The sequence below is a fragment of the Candidatus Polarisedimenticolaceae bacterium genome, from assembly GCA_036275915.1.
GTDB lineage: Bacteria > Acidobacteriota > Polarisedimenticolia > Polarisedimenticolales > DASRJG01 > DASRJG01.
The window spans coordinates 172,179-197,050 of sequence record DASUCV010000020.1 but is presented as its reverse complement, the minus strand read 5'-3'; the positions used below and the strand labels follow the sequence as shown (position 1 = coordinate 197,050).

At 66.7% G+C, this 24,872-nt stretch carries 23 protein-coding genes; 15 read left to right on the top strand and 8 right to left on the bottom strand.

Annotation, left to right across the window (positions count from 1 at the left end; genetic code table 11):
- Nucleotides 1-3 precede the first annotated feature (3 nt).
- The 5 genes from VFV19_16845 to rpmH are packed head-to-tail and all read right to left on the bottom strand — an operon-like array spanning nt 4 to nt 3,126.
- Nucleotides 4-681, bottom strand: a complete 678-nt coding sequence (locus VFV19_16845) for a R3H domain-containing nucleic acid-binding protein (GenBank protein ID HEX4825970.1) — start codon at nt 679-681, stop codon at nt 4-6.
- Complete coding sequence (gene yidC, locus VFV19_16840; GenBank protein HEX4825969.1) at nt 681-2,369, bottom strand: membrane protein insertase YidC; 1,689 nt, start codon at nt 2,367-2,369, stop codon at nt 681-683. Before yidC ends, VFV19_16845 begins: the two co-directional genes overlap by 1 nt.
- 16 nt (nt 2,370-2,385) lie before the next feature.
- Entirely contained in the window at nt 2,386-2,631 is a 246-nt protein-coding gene (gene yidD, locus VFV19_16835; GenBank protein HEX4825968.1) for a membrane protein insertion efficiency factor YidD, read from the bottom strand.
- A complete protein-coding gene (gene rnpA / locus VFV19_16830) occupies nt 2,628-3,041 on the bottom strand; it encodes a ribonuclease P protein component (protein HEX4825967.1) in 414 nt (137 codons plus the stop codon). The genes yidD and rnpA overlap by 4 nt, the downstream gene beginning before the upstream one ends.
- A complete protein-coding gene (gene rpmH, locus VFV19_16825) occupies nt 2,992-3,126 on the bottom strand; it encodes a 50S ribosomal protein L34 (GenBank protein ID HEX4825966.1) in 135 nt (44 codons plus the stop codon). Before rpmH ends, rnpA begins: the two co-directional genes overlap by 50 nt.
- Before the next feature lie 425 nt (nt 3,127-3,551).
- On the opposite strand from rpmH, the gene dnaA reads away from it, so the two are divergent.
- The 9 genes from dnaA to VFV19_16780 all read left to right on the top strand — a co-directional run bounded on the left by dnaA (nt 3,552) and on the right by VFV19_16780 (nt 16,724).
- Nucleotides 3,552-4,904 carry a chromosomal replication initiator protein DnaA gene (gene dnaA, locus VFV19_16820; GenBank protein HEX4825965.1) on the top strand — a complete coding sequence of 451 codons (1,353 nt, stop codon included), beginning with the start codon at nt 3,552-3,554 and terminating at the stop codon, nt 4,902-4,904.
- A 249-nt stretch (nt 4,905-5,153) separates the two neighbouring features.
- Nucleotides 5,154-6,311: a DNA polymerase III subunit beta gene (gene dnaN, locus VFV19_16815; GenBank protein HEX4825964.1), complete on the top strand. Its 1,158-nt coding sequence runs from the start codon at nt 5,154-5,156 to the stop codon at nt 6,309-6,311.
- A gap of 10 nt (nt 6,312-6,321) precedes the next feature.
- Nucleotides 6,322-7,419 (top strand): DNA replication and repair protein RecF, encoded by a 1,098-nt coding sequence (gene recF / locus VFV19_16810; GenBank protein HEX4825963.1) that lies wholly within the window; start codon nt 6,322-6,324, stop codon nt 7,417-7,419.
- Between the two features lie 82 nt (nt 7,420-7,501).
- Complete coding sequence (gene gyrB / locus VFV19_16805) at nt 7,502-9,952, top strand: DNA topoisomerase (ATP-hydrolyzing) subunit B (protein ID HEX4825962.1); 2,451 nt, start codon at nt 7,502-7,504, stop codon at nt 9,950-9,952.
- Nucleotides 9,953-10,014: 62 nt separating this feature from the next.
- The gene (gyrA, locus tag VFV19_16800; protein HEX4825961.1) at nt 10,015-12,543 is read left to right on the top strand and encodes a DNA gyrase subunit A; all 2,529 of its coding nucleotides are present in this window, start codon (nt 10,015-10,017) and stop codon (nt 12,541-12,543) included.
- The gene (gene fsa, locus VFV19_16795; protein HEX4825960.1) at nt 12,540-13,184 is read left to right on the top strand and encodes a fructose-6-phosphate aldolase; all 645 of its coding nucleotides are present in this window, start codon (nt 12,540-12,542) and stop codon (nt 13,182-13,184) included. The genes gyrA and fsa overlap by 4 nt, the downstream gene beginning before the upstream one ends.
- Nucleotides 13,185-13,189: 5 nt before the next feature.
- On the top strand, nt 13,190-14,737 hold the full coding sequence (locus VFV19_16790) for an acyl-CoA carboxylase subunit beta (protein HEX4825959.1): 1,548 nt from the start codon (nt 13,190-13,192) through the stop codon (nt 14,735-14,737).
- Nucleotides 14,737-16,236, top strand: coding sequence for an acetyl-CoA carboxylase biotin carboxylase subunit (gene accC / locus VFV19_16785; GenBank protein ID HEX4825958.1), 1,500 nt, complete (start codon nt 14,737-14,739; stop codon nt 16,234-16,236). The genes VFV19_16790 and accC overlap by 1 nt, the downstream gene beginning before the upstream one ends.
- Complete coding sequence (locus VFV19_16780; GenBank protein ID HEX4825957.1) at nt 16,233-16,724, top strand: biotin/lipoyl-containing protein; 492 nt, start codon at nt 16,233-16,235, stop codon at nt 16,722-16,724. Before accC ends, VFV19_16780 begins: the two co-directional genes overlap by 4 nt.
- Before the next feature lie 9 nt (nt 16,725-16,733).
- Here the strand turns inward: VFV19_16780 and VFV19_16775 are convergent, their stop codons facing one another.
- Together VFV19_16775 and VFV19_16770 are read right to left on the bottom strand one after the other, a co-directional pair.
- Nucleotides 16,734-17,060, bottom strand: a complete 327-nt coding sequence (locus tag VFV19_16775) for an HU family DNA-binding protein (protein HEX4825956.1) — start codon at nt 17,058-17,060, stop codon at nt 16,734-16,736.
- Nucleotides 17,061-17,087: 27 nt separating this feature from the next.
- On the bottom strand, nt 17,088-17,450 hold the full coding sequence (locus tag VFV19_16770; GenBank protein ID HEX4825955.1) for a PilZ domain-containing protein: 363 nt from the start codon (nt 17,448-17,450) through the stop codon (nt 17,088-17,090).
- A 49-nt stretch (nt 17,451-17,499) separates the two neighbouring features.
- Here VFV19_16770 and larB point away from each other — a divergent pair, with 49 nt between their 5' ends.
- The 4 genes from larB to rpoD all read left to right on the top strand — a co-directional run bounded on the left by larB (nt 17,500) and on the right by rpoD (nt 22,252).
- Nucleotides 17,500-18,282 carry a nickel pincer cofactor biosynthesis protein LarB gene (larB, locus tag VFV19_16765; GenBank protein ID HEX4825954.1) on the top strand — a complete coding sequence of 261 codons (783 nt, stop codon included), beginning with the start codon at nt 17,500-17,502 and terminating at the stop codon, nt 18,280-18,282.
- 199 nt (nt 18,283-18,481) lie between these two features.
- Nucleotides 18,482-18,688: a 30S ribosomal protein S21 gene (gene rpsU, locus VFV19_16760; protein HEX4825953.1), complete on the top strand. Its 207-nt coding sequence runs from the start codon at nt 18,482-18,484 to the stop codon at nt 18,686-18,688.
- 61 nt (nt 18,689-18,749) lie between these two features.
- On the top strand, nt 18,750-20,513 hold the full coding sequence (gene dnaG, locus VFV19_16755; GenBank protein ID HEX4825952.1) for a DNA primase: 1,764 nt from the start codon (nt 18,750-18,752) through the stop codon (nt 20,511-20,513).
- Between the two features lie 11 nt (nt 20,514-20,524).
- Complete coding sequence (gene rpoD / locus VFV19_16750; protein ID HEX4825951.1) at nt 20,525-22,252, top strand: RNA polymerase sigma factor RpoD; 1,728 nt, start codon at nt 20,525-20,527, stop codon at nt 22,250-22,252.
- A 71-nt stretch (nt 22,253-22,323) separates the two neighbouring features.
- Here rpoD and VFV19_16745 read toward each other — a convergent pair whose 3' ends face one another.
- Nucleotides 22,324-22,698, bottom strand: coding sequence for a DUF423 domain-containing protein (locus tag VFV19_16745; GenBank protein ID HEX4825950.1), 375 nt, complete (start codon nt 22,696-22,698; stop codon nt 22,324-22,326).
- A 24-nt stretch (nt 22,699-22,722) separates the two neighbouring features.
- Between VFV19_16745 and VFV19_16740 the strand changes: the two genes are divergently transcribed.
- Nucleotides 22,723-23,448, top strand: coding sequence for a BON domain-containing protein (locus VFV19_16740; GenBank protein ID HEX4825949.1), 726 nt, complete (start codon nt 22,723-22,725; stop codon nt 23,446-23,448).
- Entirely contained in the window at nt 23,445-24,764 is a 1,320-nt protein-coding gene (locus VFV19_16735) for a M48 family metallopeptidase (GenBank protein HEX4825948.1), read from the top strand. The genes VFV19_16740 and VFV19_16735 overlap by 4 nt, the downstream gene beginning before the upstream one ends.
- Nucleotides 24,765-24,872: the final 108 nt, after the last annotated feature.

The window sequence follows — 24,872 nt, the reverse complement described above, 5'->3', positions numbered from 1 at the left end:
GGGTCAGGGCGCGATCTTCTCGACCCGGACGCGTTTGAGGAAGCCGTCGCCTTCGGACACCGTGGTCAGCCCGTCGAACTCGCGCACCGTGACATGGACGACGCGGCGCTCGTACGGGTTCATCGCGTGGAAGCGCTTGGGCTTCCCGGAACGAGCGACCTGGGAGGCGGCGCGACGCGCCATCTCGACGAGCTCGCGGTCCCGCCCTGAGCTGAACCCCTGACAGACGAGGCGCACGTCTTGCTCGTCCGGCCAAGCGCGGCGTCCCATGCGGCCGAGGAGGAACTCGAGGGCCGCGAGCACCTCGCCGCGGCCGGCAGTGAGCCGACCCCGGTCGGGGCCGTCGACGACGAGCTCCAAGACCCGGTCCCGACGCGACTCGTCGACCGCGATCTCGAGCCCCATCTCCTCGAGGATCCGGCGAAGCATCGCTCCGGGAGCCGAGCCCGAAGCAGCCGCGGGCGGGGCGGTCTCGACAGGCGACGGAGGTCTGGTCGCGCTCGCGGGTGCGGGACTCTCCACGATTCGAATGCGAACTGGTCGCGCTCCGAGGCCGAAGACCCCTTTCCGTCCGCCTTCGATGAGCTCGTAATCGAGGTCCGACGGCCGGCGGCCCAGCGCCTCGGACGCCGCGAGGAGCGCGTCGTCGAGATCCTTGCCGTCGAACTCCCGAGAACCCATCACGCCTTCACGGAGGCCGCCTCGAGCCGCGCGATATGACGGTTGACCAGCCACTGCTGTCCGATCCCGAGCAAGTTGTTCACGAAGTAGTAAAGCACGAGCCCGCTCGGAAGAGACATGAACATGACCGTGAACATGATCGGCATGAACATCACCATTCGCTGCTGCGCGGGATCGACGTTCGCCGTCGGGGTCATCTTCTGCTGCACGAACATCGTCGCGCCCATCAGGATCGGCGTGATGCGGAACGGGTCGGGATGGGTCAAGTCGTGGATCCATCCAAAAAACGGTGCGCCGCGCAGCTCGACCGACGCCGTGAGCACGTCGAAGAATGCCCAGAGGAGCGGCATCTGGATGAAGAGCGGAAGGCAGCCCGAGACCCCTCCGAACGGGTTGACCCCTTCGCGCTTGTAGAGCTCCATCGTCTCTTGATTGAGCTTCGCACGGGCATCGGCATCCTTGCTCTTCTTGTACTTCGCCTGGAGCGCCTTGAGCTTCGGCTGCACGCGCTGCATCTCGCCGGCGACCTTGCGCATGCGCACCATCGAGAACTGATTGAGCGGGAAGAGGAGCAGGCGCAGCCCGAACGTGAGGATGATGATCGCGACGCCGTAGTTGGCGGCCCAATGGCCTTGGACCCACCGCAGAGCGAGGAAGATCGGCTTCGCACAGACGTAGATCAACGTGAAGCTCGAGAACCAGACCGCCTTCTCGAGGTCGTGGCCGAGAGACGTGAGAAGGCCGAAATCCTTCGGCCCGACGAAGAGCTGGCCCTTGCCCTCCGGCAGCGCGATCGCGACCGTCGGCAGAGGGCCGAGATCGGCGGCGGAAGGCCCCGTCTTCACGGCGCTCGACTGCGCGAACGGGGCGATCGTCACGGAACCGCGCGACCCCGCGGGAAGGACGAGCGCGGTGAAGTACTGATCTTCCATCCCAGCCCACTGGAGCGGAGAGTCCGGTGGCGTGGCGACGACGGAGTCGATCTTGCGCCGCGCGAGACGCGTCACCGTATGCCCGTCGTACACGACCGCCTGGCTGTTGTAATAGGTGTTCGAGCGATGCTTCGGGTCTTCGACCTCGAGTCCCGGGCCCCAGAAGAGGCGTGCGCCGACCGGCCGTCCGCGATCGATCGCCTTGACCTCGACATCGGCGAGATAGCCGTCCTTCGGGATCCGGATCGTCTTTTCGACCTCGCTCCCGGCGCCGTCCGACCAATGGAACGCCACCTGGATACGCCCGTCCGGCTCATCGGTGCGGGTCATCGTGAACAGCGCGTCGTTGATGCCGGGGAGGATCGCTTTGTCCTCGAACGCGAGCGCCAGCGGCAGTACGCCTGCGGCGCGTGCGGCATCAGGGACGAAGTCCACCGGGCGCCCAGCGCTCTCGAAGCCCTTGAGCGACCAGGAACGGACCCGGCCTCCACGATTCGTCAGCTCGACGATCGCGGAACCGGTCTCCAGGCGCAGGGTCTCTTCCTTGGCGGCCTCGGACGCCGAGGCGGAGATCGGCGACGCGGGGGCGGCCGCGGGAGTCTCGGCGCTGGGAGCAGGTGCCGGTGCGGCCGGCGAGGGCCCTTCCGCCGCGGGCGGCGGCGACGGAGGCGGCGGATAGAGCTTCCGGGCGACATAGGCCCACCCGAAATAGATGACGATCGTCAAGACCAGAGCGGCGACGAGACGTTTTTCCATGAAGGGCTCGGGCGTCTCAGCCGCGCCGTGGACGCGCGGGAGTCGCGGGTGGGGGAACGGGATCGAACCCACCCCGGCTCCAGGGGTGGCAGCGGGCCAGGCGCCCGATGGCGAGCAGCCCTCCGCGGAACGCGCCGTGCTGGGAGACGGCCTCGACGGCGTACTCGGAACACGTGGGATGGAATCGGCACGCCGGCGGCAAGACCGGCGAGACGAACCGCTTGTAGCCGTGCAGCAGCGCGACGACGAGCCGGTCGATCATGACGCGGGGAACCGTCGCGCCAGCTCGACGAGCCGGTCCGTCAGGTCGGCGGCGATCTGCGCGTGCGATTGATCGCGCGCGGTCGGCTTGACGTTGACGACGAGATCGAGCGGGCCGCCCGCTGCTTCGCGCCGGTGACGGAACGTCTCGCGGATGATCCGCTTGACGCGATTCCGGTCGGCGGCATGACCCAGCTTCTTCGTCGCCGTGATCCCGAGGCGCGATTGCCCGGTTGCCCCGGGCAATGCGAAGACGACGACGTGCTTCCCGCTCACGCGGAAGCCGCGGCGGTAAATGTCGAGAAAGAGCCGGCGGGATCGGAGACGGGATGCTCGCGAGAAAGTGCGGTCTTCGCCGCCGTCAGAGCGCGAGACGCTTACGCCCCTTCGCGCGGCGCCTGGATAGGACAAGGCGTCCTCCCTTGGTGCTCATGCGCGCTCGGAACCCGTGGGTCTTCCGACGCCGGCGGTTGTTCGGTTGGAAAGTGCGCTTCATGGAGCCTGTTCCTCGAGACCACGCGATGAAAGCGCTCAGTGTAGGGAAGCACCCGAAGGGTGTCAAGAAAGTCGATCGTCCGTAGTCAGCAGTTCGAGTCTCTATCGACGACCGACTATCGACTACGGACAGTCCGCTGTGGTAGCCTCCGCGCCGGTCGGTCGTCGAGGGTCGAGGTCGCGTCCACAGCCTGAATCGTTGAGTCGTCACGGGGGCGGCGTGTCGATGGAACGGGCTTGCCGGGCCGGGAGAAGTGCGGGGCGGAAGCCGGCGGCGATCAGGCGGTCAGTGGTTGACATAACGGCTCGTGACGAATCGCTCTCCACACCAGCAACTCACCCCTTTTCAACGACTTCGGTAAGACCGGTGGTTTTCCACAGATGTGGAAAACCTGTGAACAATCGCCGCCCCGCAGGAAGAGGACCATGGAGTTGAATTCCGCTCACAATCTCTGGGATCGTGTGCTCGGCAAGATCCAGACTCGTGTCAACGCCCACTCCTTCAGCACGTGGTTTCGCCCGACGCGCTTCGTCTCGGAGGACGCGGCACGCCTCTTCGTGCGCGTCCCCAACTCGTGGTTCGCCGAGTGGATCCGTACGAACTACCTGCCGCTCATCCAGGACGCGCTCAAGGAATTCGAGCGTCCGGGCCTCTCGGTGGAGTTCGTGTCCGACCGCGCCGAAACCGCGCGCGTCACCTCGGGCACCGCGCGGATGACGCCGCGCGTCTCGGTGCGCACGGCGCCGCCGGAGCTCGACGACGTCCCCGGGTGGCTCAACCCGCGCTACAGCTTCGAGAAGTTCGTCGTCTCCTCGTGCAACCAGTTCGCGCACGCCGCCGCGACCGCGGTCGCCGAGCAGCCGTCGCGCGCGTATAACCCGCTCTACGTCTACGGCGGAGTCGGTCTCGGGAAGACGCATCTCATGCAGGCCATCGGGAACCGCCTGTCCGGGCGCGGCAATCTCAAGATGCGCTACATCTCGGCCGAGCAGTTCATGAACGAGCTGATCAACGCGATCCGCTTCGAGCGGACGCACGAGTTCAAGGAGCGTTACCGCAAGGTCGACCTCCTCCTCATCGACGACATCCAGTTCATCGCCGGCAAGGAGCGCACGCAGGAAGAGTTCTTCCATACGTTCAACGCGCTCTACGACGCCCAGAAGCAGATCGTCATCACGAGCGACTGCCCGCCGCGCGAGATCCCGACCCTCGAAGACCGGCTGCGGTCGCGGTTCGAATGGGGGCTGATCGCCGACATCCAGCCGCCGGACCTCGAGACGAAGATCGCGATCCTCAGGAAGAAGGCCGAGGCCGAAGGGACCTCGATCCCCGACGACGTCGCTCTCTTCATCGCGACGAACAGCAAGTCCAACATCCGAGAGCTGGAAGGCCTGCTCATCCGCGTCATCGCGTACGCTTCCATGGAGGGTCGCGAGCCGACGGTCGACTTCGCCAAGGAGACGCTCAAGGACCTGCTGGTTCCCGACGCGCCGGCCGTCACCGTCGAGAGCATCCAGAAGCTCGTCGCCAACCATTACAATCTCAAGGTGACCGAGCTCAAATCGAAGAACAACAGCGCGCAGATCTCGTTCCCGCGTCAGATCGCGATGTACCTCTGCAAGCAGATGACCGGATGCTCCCTGCCGGAAATCGGAAAGCGATTCGGCGGGAAGCACCACTCGACCGTGATCCACGCGATCCAGAAGATCGCGCAGAAGCGGACGCGGGAAAAGGAATTCGACCGCTTCGTCGAAGCGTTCGAACAGCAGCTGCGATGAGCCGTCCGAGATTTCCACACGCCACCGTGTGGAGCGCCTGTGGATATCGCGGGCGCCGCGTCCATCACGCTGTCCGCGCACGAGCCTGGACGCCGGGATGGGAGCGATCCGCAGACCGCGGCGCGCGCATCCTGCTGCGAAGTGAGTGAGTTGGCGAGAAATCCGCAGATGCGAGCCGACTACGGTTACATCTGCTAAGACTCTTTCCCGATAAGGGAAGCTCTGGAACCGGAAGAGAGGGCGGAAGACATGGAGTTCGTCATCAAGAAGTCAGACCTCGTGCGCGAGCTGCAAACGGTTACCGGTGTCGTCGAGAAGCGCGCGACGCTGCCGATCCTGGCCAACCTCCTGATCGAAGCGGGACCTTCCGGCCTGTCGGTGGGCGCCTCGGATCTCGAGGTCACGATTCGCGGCACGGCCAAGGCCACCGTCGTGAAGCCCGGCAGCGTCACGCTGCCCGCGGGCAAGCTCTACGAGATCGCGCGCTCGCTTCCCGATTCCGACGTGCAATTCAAGCTGCTCGACCGTCACATGGTCGCGATCGCGTGCGAGCGCACGCGCTACAAGGTCGCCGGCCAGCCTCGGGACGAGTTCCCCAAGTTCCCCGATCTCGACGTCACCAAGGGGATCGGCGTTCCCGCCGGGACGTTGCGCGAGATGATCGAGCGCGTCGCCTTCGCGATCACGACGGAAGATCCGCGGTACTCGCTCCATGGGGCGCTCCTCGTGCTCCAGGATGGGGACCTCACGCTCGTGGCGACCGACGGTTACCGGTTGTCGTACGCGACGAGGAAGCTGGCGGGGCCCAAGGCGGGAGACCTGCGGGTCATCGTTCCGAGGAAGGCGCTCACCGAGGTCGGCAAGCTCTGCGCCGAGGTCGGCTCCGACGAGGCGGTCAGCTTTGGAAAGAGCGGCAACCACGTGTTCTTCTCGGTGGGGGACCACCTGCTCACGACCACGGTCCCCGAAGGCTCGTTCCCCAAGTACGACGAGGTCATGCCGAAGCGCTGCGAGACCGAAGTCGTCCTCGCGAAAGACGACCTGTCCGACGCCGTGAAGCGTGTCTCGCTCCTGGCGAGCGACCGCTTCGGCCGGGCCGTGAAGTTCCAGCTCTCGCAGGGCAGGCTCGAGCTCTCGAGCGAGACCGAAATGGGCGACGCCAACGAGATCTTGAACGTCGAGTACAAGGGCGACGACAAGACGATCGGGTTCAACGCGAAGTACATCCTCGATTTCTTGTCGGTCGTGGGGACCGGCTCGGTCAAGCTCGAGCTCGACCCGGTCAAGGACGGGGAATCGGAGACCGATCGGAAGGCGAAGAAGTCGGGCGACAAGCCGGGGCAGTTCCGGCCCGAGCCCGCCGGCGAGCTCGACTATCGCTACATCGTGATGCCCCGCGACCTCTGATCCCTGAGGGATGTGGCTCAAGCGGCTTCACGCGGAGAAGATCCGCAATCTCAAGGCGGTCGCCGTCGATCTTCCTGCCGGGCTCGCCCTGATCGCCGGACGCAACGGGCAGGGAAAGACGAGCCTTCTCGAGGCCGCCTATCTCTTGGGAACGACGCGGTCGTTCCGGACGGGCCGAACGGATGAGATCGTCGCACGCGAGGGCGGACCCGGCCGCATCGCGGGAGAGGTCGCCGGGCTCTCCGGCTCGTCCAAGCTCACCGTCGTCCTGGACTCCGGCATCCGCCGGCTCTTCGTCGATGACGTCGAACGTCCGATCGACGCTTATCTCGGCCGGCTCGATCTCGTGGCGCTCCCCAGCGACTCGGCGCGCGTTCTCCGCGACGGGCCGGACGGCCGCCGGCGGTTCATCGACAGCGGGATCGCCGGCCTTCGCCCCGGCTTTCTCGCCGACCTCGGCGACTATCGGCGCGCCCTCGCCGAGCGGAACGCGCTCCTGCGCCGCGGAGGCGGCGCCGCCCACCTCGACGCGTGGGACGAGCAGCTCACGGAAGCCGCGTCCCGGCTCCACCGACAGCGCCGCGCCTACGTCCTCGAGCTGGGATGCCGTCTCGGCGAGGCGGAGCGTGCTCTCCTCGCGCCCGAGGAGGAGATCGTGCTGCGTTACCGGCCGTCGCCGTCGGCGAGCGCGGAGCGCGACCCGGCGGAGTTCGCCGGCACCTTCCGCGAGGCACTCGCGCGGAGCCGTGGGCGTGACCTCGCGCTCGGCTTCACCTCCGAAGGACCGCACAAGGACGACCTCGAAACCGTGTTCGCCGGGGCCGATATCCGGAGGTTCGGGTCGGCTGGTCAGTTGAGGGCCACGATGATAGCCTTGTGCGCGGGAAAGCTCAGCCTCCTGAAGGAACGGCATCAAGAGTCTCCGCTCTTCCTGATGGACGATTTCGATTCGGATCTCGATGAAATTCGGGTCCGGTCGCTGATAGACTTCCTGAGCGCCGGCGGGTTTCAGGCACTGCTGGCCTCTTCGAAAGTCGGTTCGCTGGAACGGCCCGGGTTCTCCTTCCCGACGATCCGCATGGAGGGGGGTCTCGCCCGGGCAGCTTAGAAGCTCTCTGGACGCACGACCGGCTCGCGACCCGGCCCGATGGGGGCCGACGATGGGACCGGCGGCGGGGGACTGAGGAGCCATGAGCCAAAAGGACGAGACGACCGCCACGCTCACTCACCAGCAACAGCAGAACCCCCAGGATGACGCTTCGAGCTACGACGCTTCGAAGATCAAGGTCCTGGAGGGGCTCGAGGCGGTCCGCAAGCGCCCCGCGATGTACATCGGCTCGACGGGGGCGATGGGCCTTCATCACCTCGTCTACGAGGTCGTCGACAACTCGGTCGACGAGGCCCAGGCGGGCTTCTGCTCGCACATCGAAGTCGTGGTCCACATCGACAATTCGGTCACCGTCATCGACGACGGCCGCGGCATTCCGGTCGACATGCACCCGACCGAGAACAAGTCGGCGGCGGAGGTCGTACTCACGGTGCTCCACGCCGGCGGCAAGTTCGAGAACGACGCCTACAAGGTCTCCGGCGGCCTTCACGGCGTGGGCGTCTCGGTCGTGAACGCCCTGTCGGAGCGCCTCGAGGTCGAGATCTGGCGCGACGGCGGCAGCTATCGCCAGGACTACGAGCGCGGGACGCCGGTCAGCGAATTCCGCAAGGTCGGGACGTCGAAGCGGCGCGGCACGAAGATCACCTTCAAGCCGGACGCCCAGGTGTTCGAGGAGCTGGTCTTCTCCTACGACACCCTGGCGCAGCGTCTCCGCGAGCTCGCCTTCCTGAACAAAGGCATCGAGATCACGCTCAAGGACGAGCGCGCCGAGAAGCTGCGCGAGAGCGTCTTCCGCTACGACGGCGGGATCATCGAGTTCGTCCAGCATCTCAACAAAGCCCGGCAGGTGCTGCATCCGAAGCCGGTGTTCCTCGAGGGGCAGGGCGAAGGCGTCCTCCTCGAGATCGCCATGCAGTGGAACGACAGCTACAACGAGACGATCTACTCGTTCGCGAACTCGATCAACACCGTCGAGGGCGGGACGCACATGGTGGGCTTCAAGGCGGCCCTCACGCGCACGATCAACGCGTACCTCGCGAGCGCCAACCTCGGGAAGGATGCGAAGGATCTCCAGCTCCAGGGCGAAGACGTCCGCGAGGGCCTCGCGGCGGTGATCTCGGTCAAGATCCCGAAGCCGCAGTTCGAGGGCCAGACGAAGACCAAGCTCGGCAACTCTGAGGTCAGGGGGCAGGTCGAAGCGCTCGTGAACGACAAGCTCGCGGCGTTCTTCGAGCAGAACCCGTCGGTCGCCAAGTCGATCATCATGAAGAGCGTCGACGCGGCGCGTGCGCGCGAGGCGGCGCGGAAAGCGCGCGAGCTCACGCGACGGAAGGGTGCGCTCGACTCCGGCTCGCTCCCCGGCAAGCTCGCCGACTGCCAGGAGCGCGACCCCGGCCAGTGCGAGATCTTCCTCGTCGAGGGCGACTCGGCGGGCGGCTCGGCGAAGCAGGGCCGCGACCGGCGGTTCCAGGCGATCCTGCCCCTCCGCGGCAAGATCCTGAACGTCGAGAAGGCGCGGTTCGACAAGATGCTCGGGCACGAGGAGATCCGCACCATCATCGCGGCGATGGGCACGGGGATCGGCGAGGACGAATTCGACCTGTCGAAGCTGCGGTACGGCCGGCTCTTCATCATGACCGACGCCGACGTCGACGGATCGCACATCCGGACGCTGCTCCTCACCTTCTTCTACCGCCAGATGCGCCCTCTCATCGACAAGGGCCACGTCTTCATCGCCTGCCCGCCGCTCTACAAGGTGAAGAGGGGCAAGGAAGAGCAGTACCTCGCCAACGACAAGGAGCTCAACGCCTTCGTCATCCGCAAGGCGACCGAAGAGCGTGTCGTCGAAGCCGGCGGCCGCGTCATCTCGGGCACCGAGCTCCACCACCTGCTCCAATCGCTGATCGATCACGACCAGTATCTCGGAGCGATCGAGCGCATGGGGATCGATCCGGGCAGCGTCGAGGCGATCCTGGACGGAGGCATCGACGCGCGGACCGACTTCGAGAGCCGCGCGAAGCTCGAGGCCTTGGGCGCGCGGCTCGCGGCGCTCGGCCATGACGTCTCGGCCCCCGAGCCGGACGAGGAGCACGGGTTGTTGCAGCTCCGCGTACGGTCGGCCGTCCGCGGCCGCCGCGAGTTCTTCGTCAACCTCGAGCTGTGGCAGGCGGTCGAGATGCGGCAGATGCGCAAGCTGCAGCCGACGATCTCGACGGTGGCGAAGGGTCCGCTCGTCGTCCGTCACAACGGCGACGTCGCCAGCCTCGACAGCAAGAAGGAGCTCCTCACGCACCTCATGGAGGCCGGCAAGAAGGGTCTCGTCATCCAGCGCTACAAGGGCCTCGGCGAGATGAACCCCGACCAGCTCTGGGAGACGACGATGGATCCGGCGCGCCGCCGCATCCTCGAGGTCCGCATCGAGGACGCCGTCGCGGCCGACAACCTCTTCTCGATCCTGATGGGCGACGCGGTCGAGCCGCGCCGCCAATTCATCGAGGACAACGCGCTCGACGCGCGCAACCTCGACATCTGAGCTGTCGACTGTCGACGGTCGACCGGTGGGGCGGTCGCCAACGCCGGCAGTAGGAACCAGGAATGAACGAAGCCGAAAACAAGCTGCCGATCAACATCGAAGAGGAGATGCGGCGGAGCTACCTCGATTACGCGATGAGCGTGATCATCGGGCGCGCGCTCCCGGACGTCCGGGACGGGCTCAAGCCGGTCCACCGCCGTGTCCTCTACGCGATGTACGACACCGGCAACACGGCGGACAAGCCGTACAAGAAATCCGCCCGCACCGTCGGCACCGTCATCGGCCGGTTCCATCCGCACGGCGACCAGGCGGTCTACGACACCATCGTCCGGCTCGCCCAAGACTTCTCGATGCGCTACACGCTCGTCGACGGTCAGGGGAACTTCGGCTCCGTCGACGGCGATCCGCCGGCGGCGATGCGCTACACCGAGATCCGCCTCGACAAGCTCGCGCACGAGATGACGCGCGACATCGAGAAAGAAACCGTCGACTTCGGGTCGAACTACGACGACTCCGAGACCGAGCCGCTCGTTCTGCCGGCGGCCTTCCCGAATCTGCTCGTCAACGGCTCCGCCGGCATCGCCGTCGGCATGGCGACGAACATCCCGCCGCACAACCTCGGCGAGGTCATCGACGCGATCAAACTCTACGTCGCCGACAACGACGTGCAGCTTCCCGAGCTGATGAAGGTGATCCCGGGCCCCGACTTTCCCACGGCGGGGTTCATCTACGGGGTGTCCGGCATCCGTTCCGCGTACGAGACGGGGCGCGGCCGCATCATCATGCGGGGCCGCGCGTCGATCGAAGAGCTGCCGCACCGGAAGGACCGTCAAGCGATCATCGTCACCGAGCTGCCTTACCAGGTGAACAAGGCGCTCCTCATCGAAGAGATCGCGAGCCTCGTGCGCGACAAGCGGATCGAGGGAATCTCCGACATCCGCGACGAGTCGGATCGCGACGGGATCCGGATGGTCCTCGAGCTGAAGCGAGACGAGAACCCCGGCGTCATCCTGAACAACCTCTACAAGTTCACGAAGCTCCAGTCGACGTTCGGCGTCATCAACCTCGCGATCGTCCACGGCCGGCCGCAGGTCCTGCCGCTCAAGGAGATGCTCCGGCACTTCGTCGAGTTCCGCCGCGAGGTCGTCGTGCGCCGAACGCAGTACGACCTCAGGAAGGCGGAAGAGCGCGCGCACATCTTGGAAGGTCTCAAGATTGCGATCGACAACCTCGACGAGGTCATCTCGATCATCCGCGCCGCGAAGACGCCGCCGGAAGCGAAGGAGGCCCTGCGGCTCCGCTTCCACTTCTCCGAGCTCCAGGCGCAGGCGATCCTCGACATGCGCCTCCAGCGCCTCACGGGGCTCGAGCGGCAGAAGATCGTCGACGAGTACGAGGAGACGCTCAAGCTCATCGAGAAGCTGAAGGCGATCTTGGCGAGCGAGCGCATGCAGCTCGACATCGTCGTGGGCGAGCTCGAAGCGCTCAAGGAGCAGTTCTCCGACGCACGCCGCACCGAGATCGTCGCCCACGCCGAGGAGATTTCGATCGAGGACCTCATCCAGGAGGAAGAGGTCGTCATCACGGTCAGCCACACCGGCTACATCAAGCGGACGGCGCTCTCGACCTACCGGTCGCAGCGGCGGGGCGGCAAGGGCCGCATCGGCATGACGACACGCGACGAGGACGCCGTCCGGCACCTGTTCGTCGCCTCGACCCACGACTACATCCTCGTCTTCACGTCGTCCGGGAAGATGTACTGGCTCAAGGTCCACGAGATCCCCGACGTGTCGAGCTCGGGGCGCGGCCGGCCGGTCGTCAACATGATCCAGATCGGCCCCGACGAGAAGGTCTGCGCGATGCTCAACGTGCGCGAGTTCGCCGAGGGCAAGTACGTCGTCATGGCATCGCGCAAGGGCTACATCAAGAAGACGGCGCTCTCCGCGTTCTCGAACGTGCGTGCGAACGGGATCATCGCGCTCACGCTCGACCCGGGCGACGACGTCCTCGGCGTCGACCTCTCGAACGGCGAGAGCGAGATCTTCATGGCGACCGCCAAGGGCAAGTCGATCCGCTACAAGGAGACCGACGTCCGTCCGATGGGACGGAACGCGCGCGGGGTCATCGGGATCCGCATGGCCGAGGACGACCGTCTCGTCGAGATGGAGGTCCTCTCGGGCAAGCCCGACGTCCTCTCGATGACCGCGAACGGGTACGGCAAGAGGACCGCGGTCGCCGAGTATCGCCTCCAGGGACGCGGAGGCTCCGGGATCATCAACATCCGCACGACGGGGAGGAACGGCCTCGTCGTGGGCGCGACGGAGATCTCGGACGAGGATCAGGTCCTCCTCATCACGACGCACGGCAAGATCATCCGCATGGACGCCTCCGGGATCAGCCGCATCGGGCGGGCCACCCAGGGCGTCCGCCTCATCCAGATGGAAGAAGGGGACCAGGTCGTCGCCGCGATCCGCACCGCCGAGCGCGAGGAAGAGGGCAAGTCGGCGCCGGTCGCCACCGCCCCCGACCCCGACGACACCGGCGGGGTCGAGGACGATCCCGTCGACGACTCCCCGGGAGACGCGTCATGAAGTTCTTCATCGACACCGCGAATCTCGACGAGATCCGCGAGGCGGCACGGCTCGGCATCCTGGACGGCGTCACGACGAATCCTTCGCTCGTCGCGAAGGAGGGGCGCAAGTTCGAGGACGTCATCCGCGAGATCACGACGATCGTCGACGGCCCGATCTCCGCGGAGGTCACGGCGCTCGACTACGACGGGATGATGGCGCAGGCGGCGCCGCTCGCGAAGATCCACAAGAACGTCACGATCAAGGTTCCGCTCACGAAGGAAGGCCTGCGCGCGTGCAAGGCCCTCCGCGCGCAGGGGATTCACGTCAACGTCACGCTCTGCTTCTCGCCGTCGCAGGCGCTCTTGGCCGCGAAGTGCGACGCGACGTTCATCTCGCCGTTCGTCGGCCGCCTCGACGACATCTCCCACGAGGGGATGGACCTGATCCGGCAGATCCGCGCGATCTACGACAACTACGGCTACACGACGCAGATCCTCGCGGCCTCGATCCGGCACCCGCTCCACGTCGTCGATTCGGCGCTCGCCGGCGCCGACGTCGGCACGATGCCGTTCAAGGTCATGATGCAGCTCTACGAGCACCCGCTCACCGAGAACGGGCTCAAGAAGTTCCTCGAAGACTGGGCCAAGCTCAAGGCCTGATCCGGATGCCGGACACGCCCCTCGACTCGATGCGCGAGCGCTACGCCGCCGCCCGCAAGGGCGGCGGAGACGAGCGCGTCGCCAAGCAGCACGCCGCAGGGAAGCTCACCGCGCGCGAGCGGATCGAGACCATGCTCGACCCCGGGTCGTTCGAGGAGCTCGATGCGCTCGTCGTCCACCGGAGCCACGACTTCGGCATGGAGACGCAGCGCTTCCCCGGCGACGGGGTCGTCACCGGCCACGGCCGGATCGACGGGCGCACCGTGTTCGTCTTCGCGCAGGACTTCACCGTCTTCGGCGGCTCGCTCTCCGAGACGTTCGCGGCGAAGATCTGCAAGGTCATGGATCTCGCCATGAAGGCCGGATGCCCGGTCATCGGCCTGAACGACTCCGGCGGCGCGCGCATCCAGGAGGGCGTCGTCTCGCTCGCGGGGTACGCCGACATCTTCCTGCGCAACACGCTCGCGTCGGGGGTCGTCCCGCAGATCTCGGTCATCATGGGCCCCTGCGCCGGCGGCGCGGTCTACTCGCCGGCGATCACCGACTTCACGATCATGGTCCGCGACACCTCGTACATGTTCATCACCGGTCCCGACGTCATCCGCACCGTCACGCACGAGGAGGTCACGAAGGAGAAGCTCGGCGGCGCCATGACCCACAACGCGACCTCCGGGGTCGCCCACTTCGCGGCCGCCGACGATCGCGACGCCCTGATGCTCGTGCGGGCGATGCTCGCCTACATGCCTTCGAACAACATGGACGACGCGCCGGAGAGGCCGACCGACGATCCCGACGACCGGGCCGACGTCGCCCTGAACTCGATCGTGCCGGAGGCTTCGAACCAGCCCTACGACATCAAGAAGGTGCTCGACGCCGTCGTCGACCGCGGAAGCTTCCTCGAGGTTCACGAGCACTTCGCGAAGAACATCGTCGTCGGCTTCGCGCGTCTTGGCGGGCGGCCGGTCGGCGTCGTCGCGAACCAGCCGGCGGTCTTGGCGGGATGCCTCGACATCAACGCCTCGGTCAAGGGCGCGCGCTTCGTCCGTTTCTGCGACTGCTTCAACATCCCGCTCGTCGTCTTCGAGGACGTGCCGGGCTTCCTCCCGGGCACCGAGCAGGAGTTCGGCGGGATCATCCTCCACGGCGCGAAGCTGCTCTACGCGTTCGCCGAGGCGACGGTCCCGAAGCTCACCGTCATCACCCGCAAGGCTTACGGCGGCGCGTACTGCGTCATGGCGTCGAAGCACATCCGCGCCGACTTCAACTTCGCCTGGCCCTCGGCCGAGATCGCGGTCATGGGGTCCGACGGCGCCGTCAACATCATCCACAGGGGCGAGATCGGCGCCGCGGGCGACGGCGCCGCCCTCCGCGCCGCGAAGGTCGCCGAGTACAAGGACAAGTTCGCGAACCCGTGGATCGCCGCCGAGCGCGGCTACGTCGACGAGGTCATCGAGCCCGCGACGACCCGGCGCAAGCTCATCTCCTGCCTTCGCCTCCTCGAGAACAAGCGCGACACGAACCCCCCGCGCAAGCACGGCAACATCCCGCTCTGATGGGCCGCCGCTTCACGAAGCTCCTGGTCGCGAATCGCGGCGAGATCGCGGTCCGCATCATCCGCGCGTGCCACGAGATCGGCATCCGCACGGTCGCGGTCTACTCCGAGGCCGACCGCGACGCGCAGCACGTCCGCTTCGCGCACGAGGCCTACCCGATCGGCCCTCCGCCCTCGACCGAGTCGTACCTCCGGATCGATAGGATCCTGGACGCGGCGAAGCAGAGCGGCGCCGAAGCGATCCATCCGGGATACGGGTTCCTCTCCGAGAACCCCGCGTTCGCGCGGGCCTGCCGCGACGCCGGTGTCGTCTTCGTCGGCCCTCCGCCCGAGGCGATGGAGGCGATGGGCGACAAGGTGCGCGCGCGCAATCTCATGATGACGGCGGGCGTGCCGGTCGTGCCGGGGACGCCGCCGCTCGAGAGCGCGGAGCACGCGGTCGCCGAGGCGCGGCGCATCGGCTTCCCGGTCCTCCTGAAAGCGTCGGCGGGGGGCGGCGGCCGGGGGATGCGCATCGTCCGGTCGGAGGCGGAGCTGCCTTCGCTCCTCGCGCAGGCGAAGGGCGAGGCGGGCTCGGCGTTCGGCGACGCCACCGTCTTCCTCGAGAAGTACGTCGAGCGCCCGCGCCACATCGAGGTCCAGGTCCTCGCGGACGCGCACGGGAGCTGCGTCCACCTCGGCGAGCGCGAATGCTCGATCCAGCGCCGGCACCAGAAGCTCATCGAGGAGGCGCCGTCGCCGGTCCTCGACGCGGCGACGCGCGCTCGCATCGGCGAGATCGCGGTCAAGGCGGCGCGGGCTTGCGGCTACGTGAGCGCGGGGACGATCGAGATGCTCCGCGGCGCCGACGGCAGCTTCTACTTCATGGAGATGAACACGCGTCTCCAGGTCGAGCACCCGGTCACCGAGATGATCTACGGGGTCGACCTCGTGAAGGCGATGATCGGCATCGCGGCCGGAGGCAAGCTTCCCTTCAGGCAGGACGGCCTGGTCCCGCGGGGGCACGCCATCGAATGCCGCATCATCGCGGAGGATCCCGAACGGAACTTCATGCCGGCCCCGGGAACGATCCGTGCGCTGCGCGCTCCGACCGGCCCCGGGGTTCGCTACGACGGCGGCGTGTACGGGGGTTTCACCGTCCCGGTCTTCTACGACCCGATGCTCGCCAAGCTCATCGCGTGGGGCCACGATCGCGCCGAGGCGGCGGCGCGGATGGCGCGCGCCTTGAACGAGCTGCGGATCGACGGGATCAAGACCTCGATCAACTTCCACCGGCGCGTCATGACACATCCGGCGTTTCTCGCGGGCGACCTGCACACCGGCTTCCTCGAGGAGCATCCGGAGCTCGTGGCCCCGGCTGCCGACCCGTGGCTCGAGGAGATCGCGCTCCTCGCGGCGGCGGTCGCGCACTTCCGGCGCCTCGAACGTCAATCGCAGACGGGGCCGGGCGGACGTCCGTCGCGGTGGAAGCAGGCGGCGCGCACCGGGGCGCTCCGATGAAGTTCGCGCTCAAGCTCGGCGAGAAGGTGCACGACGCGATCGTGACGCGCGTCGACGGGCGCTACGCCGTCGTCCTCGACGGGACCGAGCACCTCGTCGACGCCCGAAAGCTCGAGGCCGATTTCTACTCCTTCCTCTACGAGGGCAAGTCGTACGAGGTCGCGGTCGAGTCATCGGGAGCCCGCTATGTCGTCCGCCACGGCGCGAGCGAGCAGGTCGTCGAGCTCGCCGACGACGCGCGGTCGGGGAGGGACGAGATCCACCGTCGCGCCGGTCCGACCGACGTGGCCTCGATCATGCCGGGGAAGGTCGTCCGCGTCCTCGTCGGCGAAGGGGACGAGGTGCGCAAGGGTCAGGGACTCGTCGTCGTCGAGGCGATGAAGATGGAGAACGAGATCGAAGCGCCGCGCGCCGGACGCGTGCGCGCCGTCCCTGTGACGCCGGGCATCACGGTCGAGTCGGGCGCGACGCTCGTCGTCCTCGACTGACGCAACGCGTCAGCGGTTCAGCGTCTGGTCGAGCTCTTTTCCCGCCTTGAAGCGGACCGCGGTCTTCGCCTTGATCTTGATCGTCTCGCCGGTCTGCGGGTTCCGCCCGGTGCGCGCCTTCCGCTTCGACGTGCCGAACGTCCCGAACCCCATGAGCGTGACGCGCTGACCCTTCTTGAGCGAGGAGGTGACGCCCTCGACGAGCGCGTCGATCGCCGTCGCGGCGGCCGTGCGCGTGATGTTGGCGTCGCTCGCAATCTTCCCGATCAGCTCGTTCTTGTTCATGGGGCCCCCTTCGTGACGGTGTGAACGCTTCCGCGCATTACACCGCGGCATCGCGGCGAAATCAAGAACGGTCTGGCGTCAGTTCGTCGTGGCGCGGGCGAGGAATCGTGCCAACCGCTCGCGCGCGTCGTCGTTCATCGAGGTGAAGAAGAGCGCCAGCTCGTAGCGCCCACCGCCCGCCGCGGCCGGCAGCTCGCGCCGGCGCACGACGACCGCCTCGAGGTCGACCGGCTCCGCGCTCGTGCCGCTCGGAAGCTGCAAGCGAACGGCGAGTCGTGTCATCTCGGGGTAGTCGTGGCTGGACGAGCACTGCAGCCCGCCGAGCGATAGATCGCTCGCGACCATGCGCGCGGCGGCGCCGGCGCCGTCCCGTGGGCCTTCGATCTCGAATTGATGGCGGAAACGAGCATGAGAACGGCGTTCGGCGATGGTACGGCTCACGGGGACCCTCCGCGTCGCAGCGCGATGAGGCGCTATCCTAGCAAACGATATGGATCGTGATGCGATCAGGACGCTGCTTGCCGGCGTGCGCGCGCGCCGGATCTCGGTCGCCGAGGCGGAAGAGCGTCTCCGTCATTTCCCGTCCACCGATCTCGGTTTCGCGACGATCGACACGCATCGCGCTTTGAGACGAGGCCTGCCCGAGACCGTGTACGGCCAGGGCAAGTCCCCCGAGCAGATCGCGTCGATCGTCGACCGCCTCGCCTCGGCAGGGCAGACGGCCATGGTCACCCGCGCTCACCCCGACGCCTACGCGGCGGTTCGCGAGCGCCATCCCGCCGCGCGTTATCACCCGGAAGCCCGGACGATCGTGCTCGGCGCGCGCGCGAAGTCCAAGGCGCGGCCCGGAGTCGCCGTGCTCACCGCGGGCACGACCGACATCGGCGTCGCCGAGGAGGCGGCGATCACCGCGGAGGCGATGGGCGAGCGCGTGAGGCGCATCTACGACGTCGGGGTCGCAGGGCTCCATCGGCTCCTCGCGCATCAACGGGTGATGGCGTCTTCGAACGTGCTCGTCGTCGTCGCTGGGATGGAAGGCGCGCTTCCGTCCGTCGTCGCCGGCCTCGTCGACGCTCCCGTCATCGCCGTGCCGACGAGCGTCGGGTACGGCGCCGGAGCGGGCGGGTTCGCGGCTCTGCTCTCAATGCTCAACGCCTGCGCACCCGGGGTTGCGGTCGTGAACATCGACAATGGCCACGGCGCCGGTTGTCTGGCTTCTCTCATCAATCGGCTCGCCCACAACCGAACTGGAAGGTCGAAGAAGCCCCGATAGATGCCAAATTCGGTTGCGGAAACGCCGGACCGACGGTATTTCTTGAAACGCGTAACGGTTGAGTGAGGCGGGGTGGGCGGCCAGTCTCCTCAGTACCCCATCCGCCTTGACGGTCTCCGAGGCCCTCGCTAAAGTGGCGGTTTTGCGAAGCCTCGAATTCCGGGGCGGAGTACCGAACGACGAGGGGGGTGAGGATTCAATGCCGCTGATCAAGGTGCGCGAGGACGAGAGCCTCGAGAACGCCTTGAAACGCTTCAAACGTAAGTGCGAGAAGTCCGGCATCTTGACGGAGATCAAGAAGCGCCAGCACTACGAAAAGCCCAGCGTCAAGAAGAAGCGCAAGGCGCTTGCCGCGCGAAAGAAGCTTCTCAAGCGGTTGGCGCAGGAACGTAGGAACAACGGATAACACCCTCTTTCGGACCGGGGCGGCTTCGGCCGTCCCGGCCCGCCGACGGTAGGTGGCCCTCTTGGCCGTACCGCTCACGAGAGAGTTCGTCGCGGCGGTCCGGAATGCAGGCGACATCGTTCGCTTGGTTTCGGATTACGTTCCGCTCAAGCCCGGCGGCGCACGTCTCAAGGGGCTCTGCCCCTTCCATCACGAGAAGACACCGTCCTTCTCCGTCGACCCCCAGATGCAACTTTTCTACTGCTTCGGGTGTCACGCGGGTGGGGACGCGTTCAAGTTCGTCATGCTCTACGAGAAGCTCGAGTTCCCGGAAGCGGTCGAATTCCTGGCGAACCGTTGGGGGATCCCGCTCCCCAGCGCGGCCCACCGCCCCGAAGATGATGCGCGACGGCGCGTGCTCCTCATGAACGAAGCGGCGGCAGGCTTCTTCCGCGCGCAATGGCGCGACGGCGCGCGGGGCCAGACGGCGCGTGCGTACCTCGCGAAGCGGGGCATCTCCGAAGAGACCGCCGACCGTTTCGAGATCGGCTACGCGCCCGACACGTGGGACTCACTGGGGAACATCCTCGGCGCCCGCGGGTTCACCGATCAGGAGATCCTGAGCGCGGGCCTCGCGGTGGCGCGCAAGGAGGGAACGGGGCACTACGACCGTTTCCGCCACCGTCTCATCTTCCCGATCCGGGACGCGGCAGGGCACGTCGTCGCGTTCGGCGGCCGTGCCCTGGGCGACGCCGAGCCGAAATATCTCAACTCTCCCGAGACTCCTGCGTATGTGAAGGGAGAGCATCTCTACGGTCTCGACGTCGCACGGGAGCCGATCCGCCGCGAGGGGTTCGCGATCCTCGTCGAGGGCTACTTGGACCTGATCGCGCTTCATCAGGCCGGGTTCGACAACGCGGTCGCGTCGCTCGGCACCGCCTTGACGCCGGCGCAGGTGAAGCTCCTCTCACGCTCGACCGAGCGTGTCGTCGTCAGCTACGACGGTGACGCCGCCGGAGCGAACGCGACGGTCAAATCGCTCGATCTCTTCCTCGAGCGCGGGTTCGACGTACGGGTGGCCGAGGTGCCCGACGGAAAGGACCCGGACGACTTCGTCAAGGAGTTCGGCCGCGCCGCATACGAAGCCGTCGTGCGCGACGCTCCGGATTATCTCGAGTACCTCGTCCGCCGCGAGCGCCGCGGCCGCGACCTCGCGCGCCCCGGAGAGAAGGTCGCCGCGATCAACGCGATCCTCCCGCGCCTCGCCCGGCTCGACAATGCGGTCGAGCGCGCCTCGTGGGCGGGCCGGCTCGCCGACGCGCTCGACATCGAGGACGATCTCGTCATGCAAGAGCTGCGCGGCGCGCTCAAGGTCGCGAAGGGGGCGATCCGGCACCGCGTCGCCGGCGACGACGCCGCGACACCGGTCGAAGCGCGGCTCGTGCGCCTGCTGCTCGGGAGCGACGAGGCCCGCGCGCACGCCCGCAAGGTCGTCGATCCCGCCGATCTCGAGGCGGCGGCCCGCGTGGCGCCGATCGTCCGGACGATCCTCGACCTCGACGCACAGGGTCTCCCCGTGAACGGTCCGCTCGTCGTCGACGCCCTGAGCGACGAGAACGACCGGACGCTCCTCACGCGGATCGCGTTCCGCGACGACCCGCCGGGCGGTCCCGAGGAGGTCGACGGCTGTCTGGACAGCCTGCGCAGCCACCGTCTGAAGAAGCAGCTCAAGGAATCCGGACGAGATCTGGCGTCTTTGCAGAAAGAAGAAGAAACAAAGCGGCTCCTGGAACGAATGAACCTCGGGCGTCAGCTCGACGCCCCTTACCGAGACGTCACCCATTGATCGAGAGGACGATGAGCAAGAAGAAGCGAGAACAGCTCTCGGGCGTCGAGGCCAAGTACGACGAGGTCCGCCAGCTCCTGGCCCTGGGCAAGGAACGCGGCTTCCTCGCGTACGACGAGATCAACGAATCGCTCCCCGACGAGATCTCCGCCTCGCCCGACGAGATCGAGGAGGTCTTCTCCCTCCTCGAGGCTCACGGGATCACCGTGGTCGACGCGGATGCCCGCGAGCAGCTCGGCCCGGGTGGTCCGGCGCCTTCGGCCAAGGAAGTGGTCAAGGAAGAAAAGGAAGAGGAGGGCAAGGAAGGACCGATCCCGAGCCCCCTCGAAAAAACCAATGACCCCGTCCGCATGTACCTGCGCGAGATGGGGACCGTCCCGCTCTTGACGCGCGAAGGCGAGGTGCGCATCGCGCGGCGCATCGAGCGGGGCGAGCGTCGCGTCATGAACGCGCTGGCGCGCAGCCCCTGGGTGCACGACGAGATCCGCCAGATCGGCGACCGGATCAAGCGGGGCCAGATCTCGGCGAACGTCTTCGCGGGCGGCGAGGAAGAGGAAGACAAATCGGCGAAGAAGCTCGAGCGAGCCAAGCTCGTCATCCAGCGTCTCGCGAAGAAGCTGTCACTCCTCGACGTCGCCACGAAGAAGATGGAGAAGCTGAAGCCGGGCGGCCGAGCCTGGCGCACCGCCCGCTACAAGGCGATGCGCCAGCAGATCCGCGTGGCCCTCGAGCTCCGCGAGCTGAACCTCGTGCCGTCGCAGACCGACAACCTCGCGAAGACCGTCCGCGACGCCGACCACAAGGTCAAGCGCCACGAGCGCAGCATTCAGGACCTGAAAGAGAAGGTGAAATCGTTCCGCGACCCCGCGCTCAAGCGCGAGGTATTGAGGAAGATCGAAGGCCTGCGGGGAGACATCAAGTCGATCGAGACCGAGATGATGACCGGCAAGGCCGAGATCCATCAGCTCGGCATGGCGGTCGCGCGCGGCCTGCGCGAGGCGAAGCGGGCCAAGAGCGAGCTCATCGAGGCGAACCTGAGGCTCGTCGTTTCGATCGCCAAGAAGTACACCAATCGCGGCCTGCAGTTTCTCGACCTGATCCAGGAGGGAAACATCGGCCTCATGAAGGCGGTCGATAAGTTCGAGTACCGCCGCGGCTACAAGTTCTCGACTTACGCGACGTGGTGGATCCGGCAGGCGATCACCCGTGCCATCGCCGATCAGGCGCGCACGATCCGCATCCCGGTCCACATGATCGAGACGATCAACAAGCTTATCCGCACGTCACGCAGCCTCGTCCAGGAGTACGGCCGGGAGCCGTCGCCCGAAGAGATCGCGAAGAAGATGGGCATCCCGGTCGCCAAGGTGCGCAAGGTCCTCAAGATCGCGCAGGAGCCGATCTCCCTCGAGACACCCATCGGGGAGGAGGAGGACAGCCATTTAAAGGATTTTATCGAAGACCGGAGCGCCGTCTCCCCGGTCGAAGCGGCGATTCAACTGGACCTGAGGTCTCAGACTCAGACGGTCCTGAAGACACTGACGCCGAGAGAAGAAAAGGTTCTTAAGATGCGGTTCGGCGTCGGAGACGGTAGCGAGCACACGCTGGAAGAAGTCGGGCAATCGTTCACGGTGACGCGCGAGCGGATCCGCCAGATCGAATCGAAGGCGCTCCGGAAGCTGCGTCATCCGTCGCGAAGCAAAGTGCTGAGGGTGTTCCTGGAGAAGGCAGGAGCACCTTAGAGAAGGTCAACAGTTGACAGTCGACAGTTGACGGTACGAACTACTGTGAACTGTTGACTGTCGACTGTGAACTATCGACTTCCCCGCCAGGCCGCCATCCCCAAGCACACCCACCCCGCGATCAGGCAGAGCCCCCCGATCGGCGTGATCGCGCCGAGGGCGCGGACGCCCGAGAGCGCGAGCGCGTAGAGGCTCCCCGAGAAGATCGCGATCCCCGAAACGAAGAGCCACCCGGCGGCCGACGTCCAGACGCCGGGCCAGCGCGATGCCGCCCACCCGGTCGCGAGGAGCGCAAGCGCGTGCACGAGGTGGTAGCGCGAGGCGGTCTCCCAGACGGCGAGCATCTCGGCATCGACGCGTGATTTCAGGCCGTGCGCGCCGAAGGCGCCGAGCACGACGCCCAGAGCACCGAGCCACCCGCCGAGGGCAAACCAACGTTCCGTCATCGCGACCTCCATTATGATCGTGCCGTGCGGCTTCCGATCCTCCTGCTCCTCGTCGCCGGCACGGCTCGTGCCGGCACCCTCGACGACATGACGATCAGGAGCAACGTCGAGACCTCGATCCGCGGCACGGCGGGGACCGCCAACCTCCACCTGAAGATCGACGTCGACGACGGTGTCGTGAAGCCGCAGGGACCGGTGCACGATCTCGACCAGGCCGACGAGGTGGTCCTGCTCGCCTCCAAGATCAAGGGTGTCCGCGACGTCGACCGCTCGCAGCTCCGGCTCGAGTTTCCGGGCCCGGGCGACGAGGAAGTCGCGAAGCGGATCGAGCGGCAGGTGCTCGCGATCCCCAAGTTCGCCTCGACCGGGCCGAAGGCGTCGGTCACGGACGGTGTCGTCACCCTGACGGGGAAGATCAAGAACGCGTCGTGGCGCGGCGAGCTGCGCACGCTCTGCGGCGCGATCGAAGGGGTCATCGAGGTCGTCGACAAGCTCGACACGCCGGACACGCCGGACGACCGGATCCAGAAGGTCCTCGACGCGATCTTCGGTCCGCGGGTCAAGCCGCCGTTCCCCGGAAAGGTCGAGGCCGCCGTCCACGAGGGAACCGTATCGCTCGTCGGCCGCGTCCCGCGTTTCGTCGACCGCGTCACCGCCGAGAAGCACGCGTGGGGGATCAACGGGGTCCGCCGCGTCGACAACCAGCTCGAGCTGAAATCGGGAACGACGATCGAGGTGATCCATCCATGACGAGACGCATCGTCCTGATCGGCCTTCTGCTCGTGTTCGTGGGGACCCTCGTCGCCGCGGCGCCGCCGCCCGCTCCCGAAACCGCGCCGCACGGGATCGCGAACCAGGCGTCCGACGAGAAACGTGACGACGCGCACGCCACGGGTCCGGTCGCCGTCCCCGAGCCGTCCGAGAAGGCGCGGGAGTACGCGCGCAGCGGAAACTGGTTGTGGGGGTTCGATCAGATCTGGGGACTCCTCGTCCCCGGCGTGATCCTGTTCACGGGGTTCTCCGCGCGACTGCGCGATGCCGCGGGGCGGATCGGAAAGAAGTGGTACTTCACGATCCTCGTCTACTTCGTCCTTTTCCTGGGCATCACGTTTCTCATCGACCTTCCGCTCTCCTACTACACCGGCTTCGTGCGCCCGCACGCGTACGGCCTCTCCGACCAGGCGTTCTCGAAGTGGATCGGCGACGAGATCAAGGGGATCGCCGTCGGCGTGGTCTTCGGCGCGATGTTCCTGTGGATCCCGTACCTCATCGTCAAGAAGAGCCCGCGCCGCTGGTGGCTGTGGGACAGCCTCATCGCGATCCCGATCGCGATCTTCATCCTCCTCGTCGAGCCGATCGCGGTCGAGCCGCTCTTCAACAAATTCGGGCCGATGCACGACAAGGCGCTCGAGCAGCAGATCCTGAACCTCGCGAGCCGCGCGGGGATCGAGGGCGCCCGCGTGTTCGAGGTCGACAAGAGCACCGACACGAACACCGTGAACGCGTACGTCACCGGCCTCGGCAGCTCGAAGCGGATCGTGCTGTGGGACACGACGATCAAGAAGCTGGCACCCGACCAGCTCCTGTTCGTCATGGGACACGAGATGGGTCATTACGTGCTCGGCCACGTCTGGAAGTCGATCCTCTTCTTCTCCGTCCTGATCCTCGTCACGCTCTACGCCGCCTACCGGCTGCAAGCGGGGCTCATCGCGCGCTGGCACGACCGCTTCCGCTTCTCGGAGCTCTCGGACATCGCGTCCCTGCCTCTCGTCATGATCCTCGTCGGGGTGATCTCGTTCGTCATCACGCCGGTCGGCGCGGGCTACTCGCGCTGGCAGGAGCACGAAGCGGACCGTTTCGGTCTCGAGATCACGCAGAACAACCACGCCTGCGCGACGGCGTTCGTCCGCCTCCAGGAGGAGAACCTGAGCGTGCCGCGCCGCAGCCTCCTCTACAAGCTCTGGCGCGCCGACCACCCGCTCCTCGGCGAGCGCATCGACTTCTGCAACGACTACCATCCGTGGACGGAGAATCAGCCCGGCCGCTACGAGCATCTCTTCCACTAGAGAGATCGCTCCACGAATCGAGAGCGTCCCCTGGCAGTCGCGACTGGCGATCCCGCGCCAATCGATCGCGCGCGCACGGCATTGCCCTTGCAATTCGTACTTTCGCCG

What these genes read in the sequence shown, in the direction of transcription:
- rpsU (HEX4825953.1), top strand. Translation starts at nt 18,482, where the DNA reads ATGCCGCTGATCAAGGTGCGCGAGGACGAGAGCCTCGAGAACGCCTTG.
- VFV19_16745 (HEX4825950.1), bottom strand. Translation starts at nt 22,698, where the DNA reads ATGACGGAACGTTGGTTTGCCCTCGGCGGGTGGCTCGGTGCTCTGGGC.
- accC (HEX4825958.1), top strand. Translation starts at nt 14,737, where the DNA reads ATGGGCCGCCGCTTCACGAAGCTCCTGGTCGCGAATCGCGGCGAGATC.
- recF (HEX4825963.1), top strand. Translation starts at nt 6,322, where the DNA reads ATGTGGCTCAAGCGGCTTCACGCGGAGAAGATCCGCAATCTCAAGGCG.
- fsa (HEX4825960.1), top strand. Translation starts at nt 12,540, where the DNA reads ATGAAGTTCTTCATCGACACCGCGAATCTCGACGAGATCCGCGAGGCG.
- VFV19_16790 (HEX4825959.1), top strand. Translation starts at nt 13,190, where the DNA reads ATGCCGGACACGCCCCTCGACTCGATGCGCGAGCGCTACGCCGCCGCC.
- dnaN (HEX4825964.1), top strand. Translation starts at nt 5,154, where the DNA reads ATGGAGTTCGTCATCAAGAAGTCAGACCTCGTGCGCGAGCTGCAAACG.
- VFV19_16845 (HEX4825970.1), bottom strand. Translation starts at nt 681, where the DNA reads ATGGGTTCTCGGGAGTTCGACGGCAAGGATCTCGACGACGCGCTCCTC.
- larB (HEX4825954.1), top strand. Translation starts at nt 17,500, where the DNA reads ATGGATCGTGATGCGATCAGGACGCTGCTTGCCGGCGTGCGCGCGCGC.
- yidD (HEX4825968.1), bottom strand. Translation starts at nt 2,631, where the DNA reads ATGATCGACCGGCTCGTCGTCGCGCTGCTGCACGGCTACAAGCGGTTC.
- rpoD (HEX4825951.1), top strand. Translation starts at nt 20,525, where the DNA reads ATGAGCAAGAAGAAGCGAGAACAGCTCTCGGGCGTCGAGGCCAAGTAC.
- dnaA (HEX4825965.1), top strand. Translation starts at nt 3,552, where the DNA reads ATGGAGTTGAATTCCGCTCACAATCTCTGGGATCGTGTGCTCGGCAAG.
- yidC (HEX4825969.1), bottom strand. Translation starts at nt 2,369, where the DNA reads ATGGAAAAACGTCTCGTCGCCGCTCTGGTCTTGACGATCGTCATCTAT.
- rpmH (HEX4825966.1), bottom strand. Translation starts at nt 3,126, where the DNA reads ATGAAGCGCACTTTCCAACCGAACAACCGCCGGCGTCGGAAGACCCAC.
- VFV19_16775 (HEX4825956.1), bottom strand. Translation starts at nt 17,060, where the DNA reads ATGCCGCGGTGTAATGCGCGGAAGCGTTCACACCGTCACGAAGGGGGC.
- gyrB (HEX4825962.1), top strand. Translation starts at nt 7,502, where the DNA reads ATGAGCCAAAAGGACGAGACGACCGCCACGCTCACTCACCAGCAACAG.
- VFV19_16735 (HEX4825948.1), top strand. Translation starts at nt 23,445, where the DNA reads ATGACGAGACGCATCGTCCTGATCGGCCTTCTGCTCGTGTTCGTGGGG.
- VFV19_16780 (HEX4825957.1), top strand. Translation starts at nt 16,233, where the DNA reads ATGAAGTTCGCGCTCAAGCTCGGCGAGAAGGTGCACGACGCGATCGTG.
- gyrA (HEX4825961.1), top strand. Translation starts at nt 10,015, where the DNA reads ATGAACGAAGCCGAAAACAAGCTGCCGATCAACATCGAAGAGGAGATG.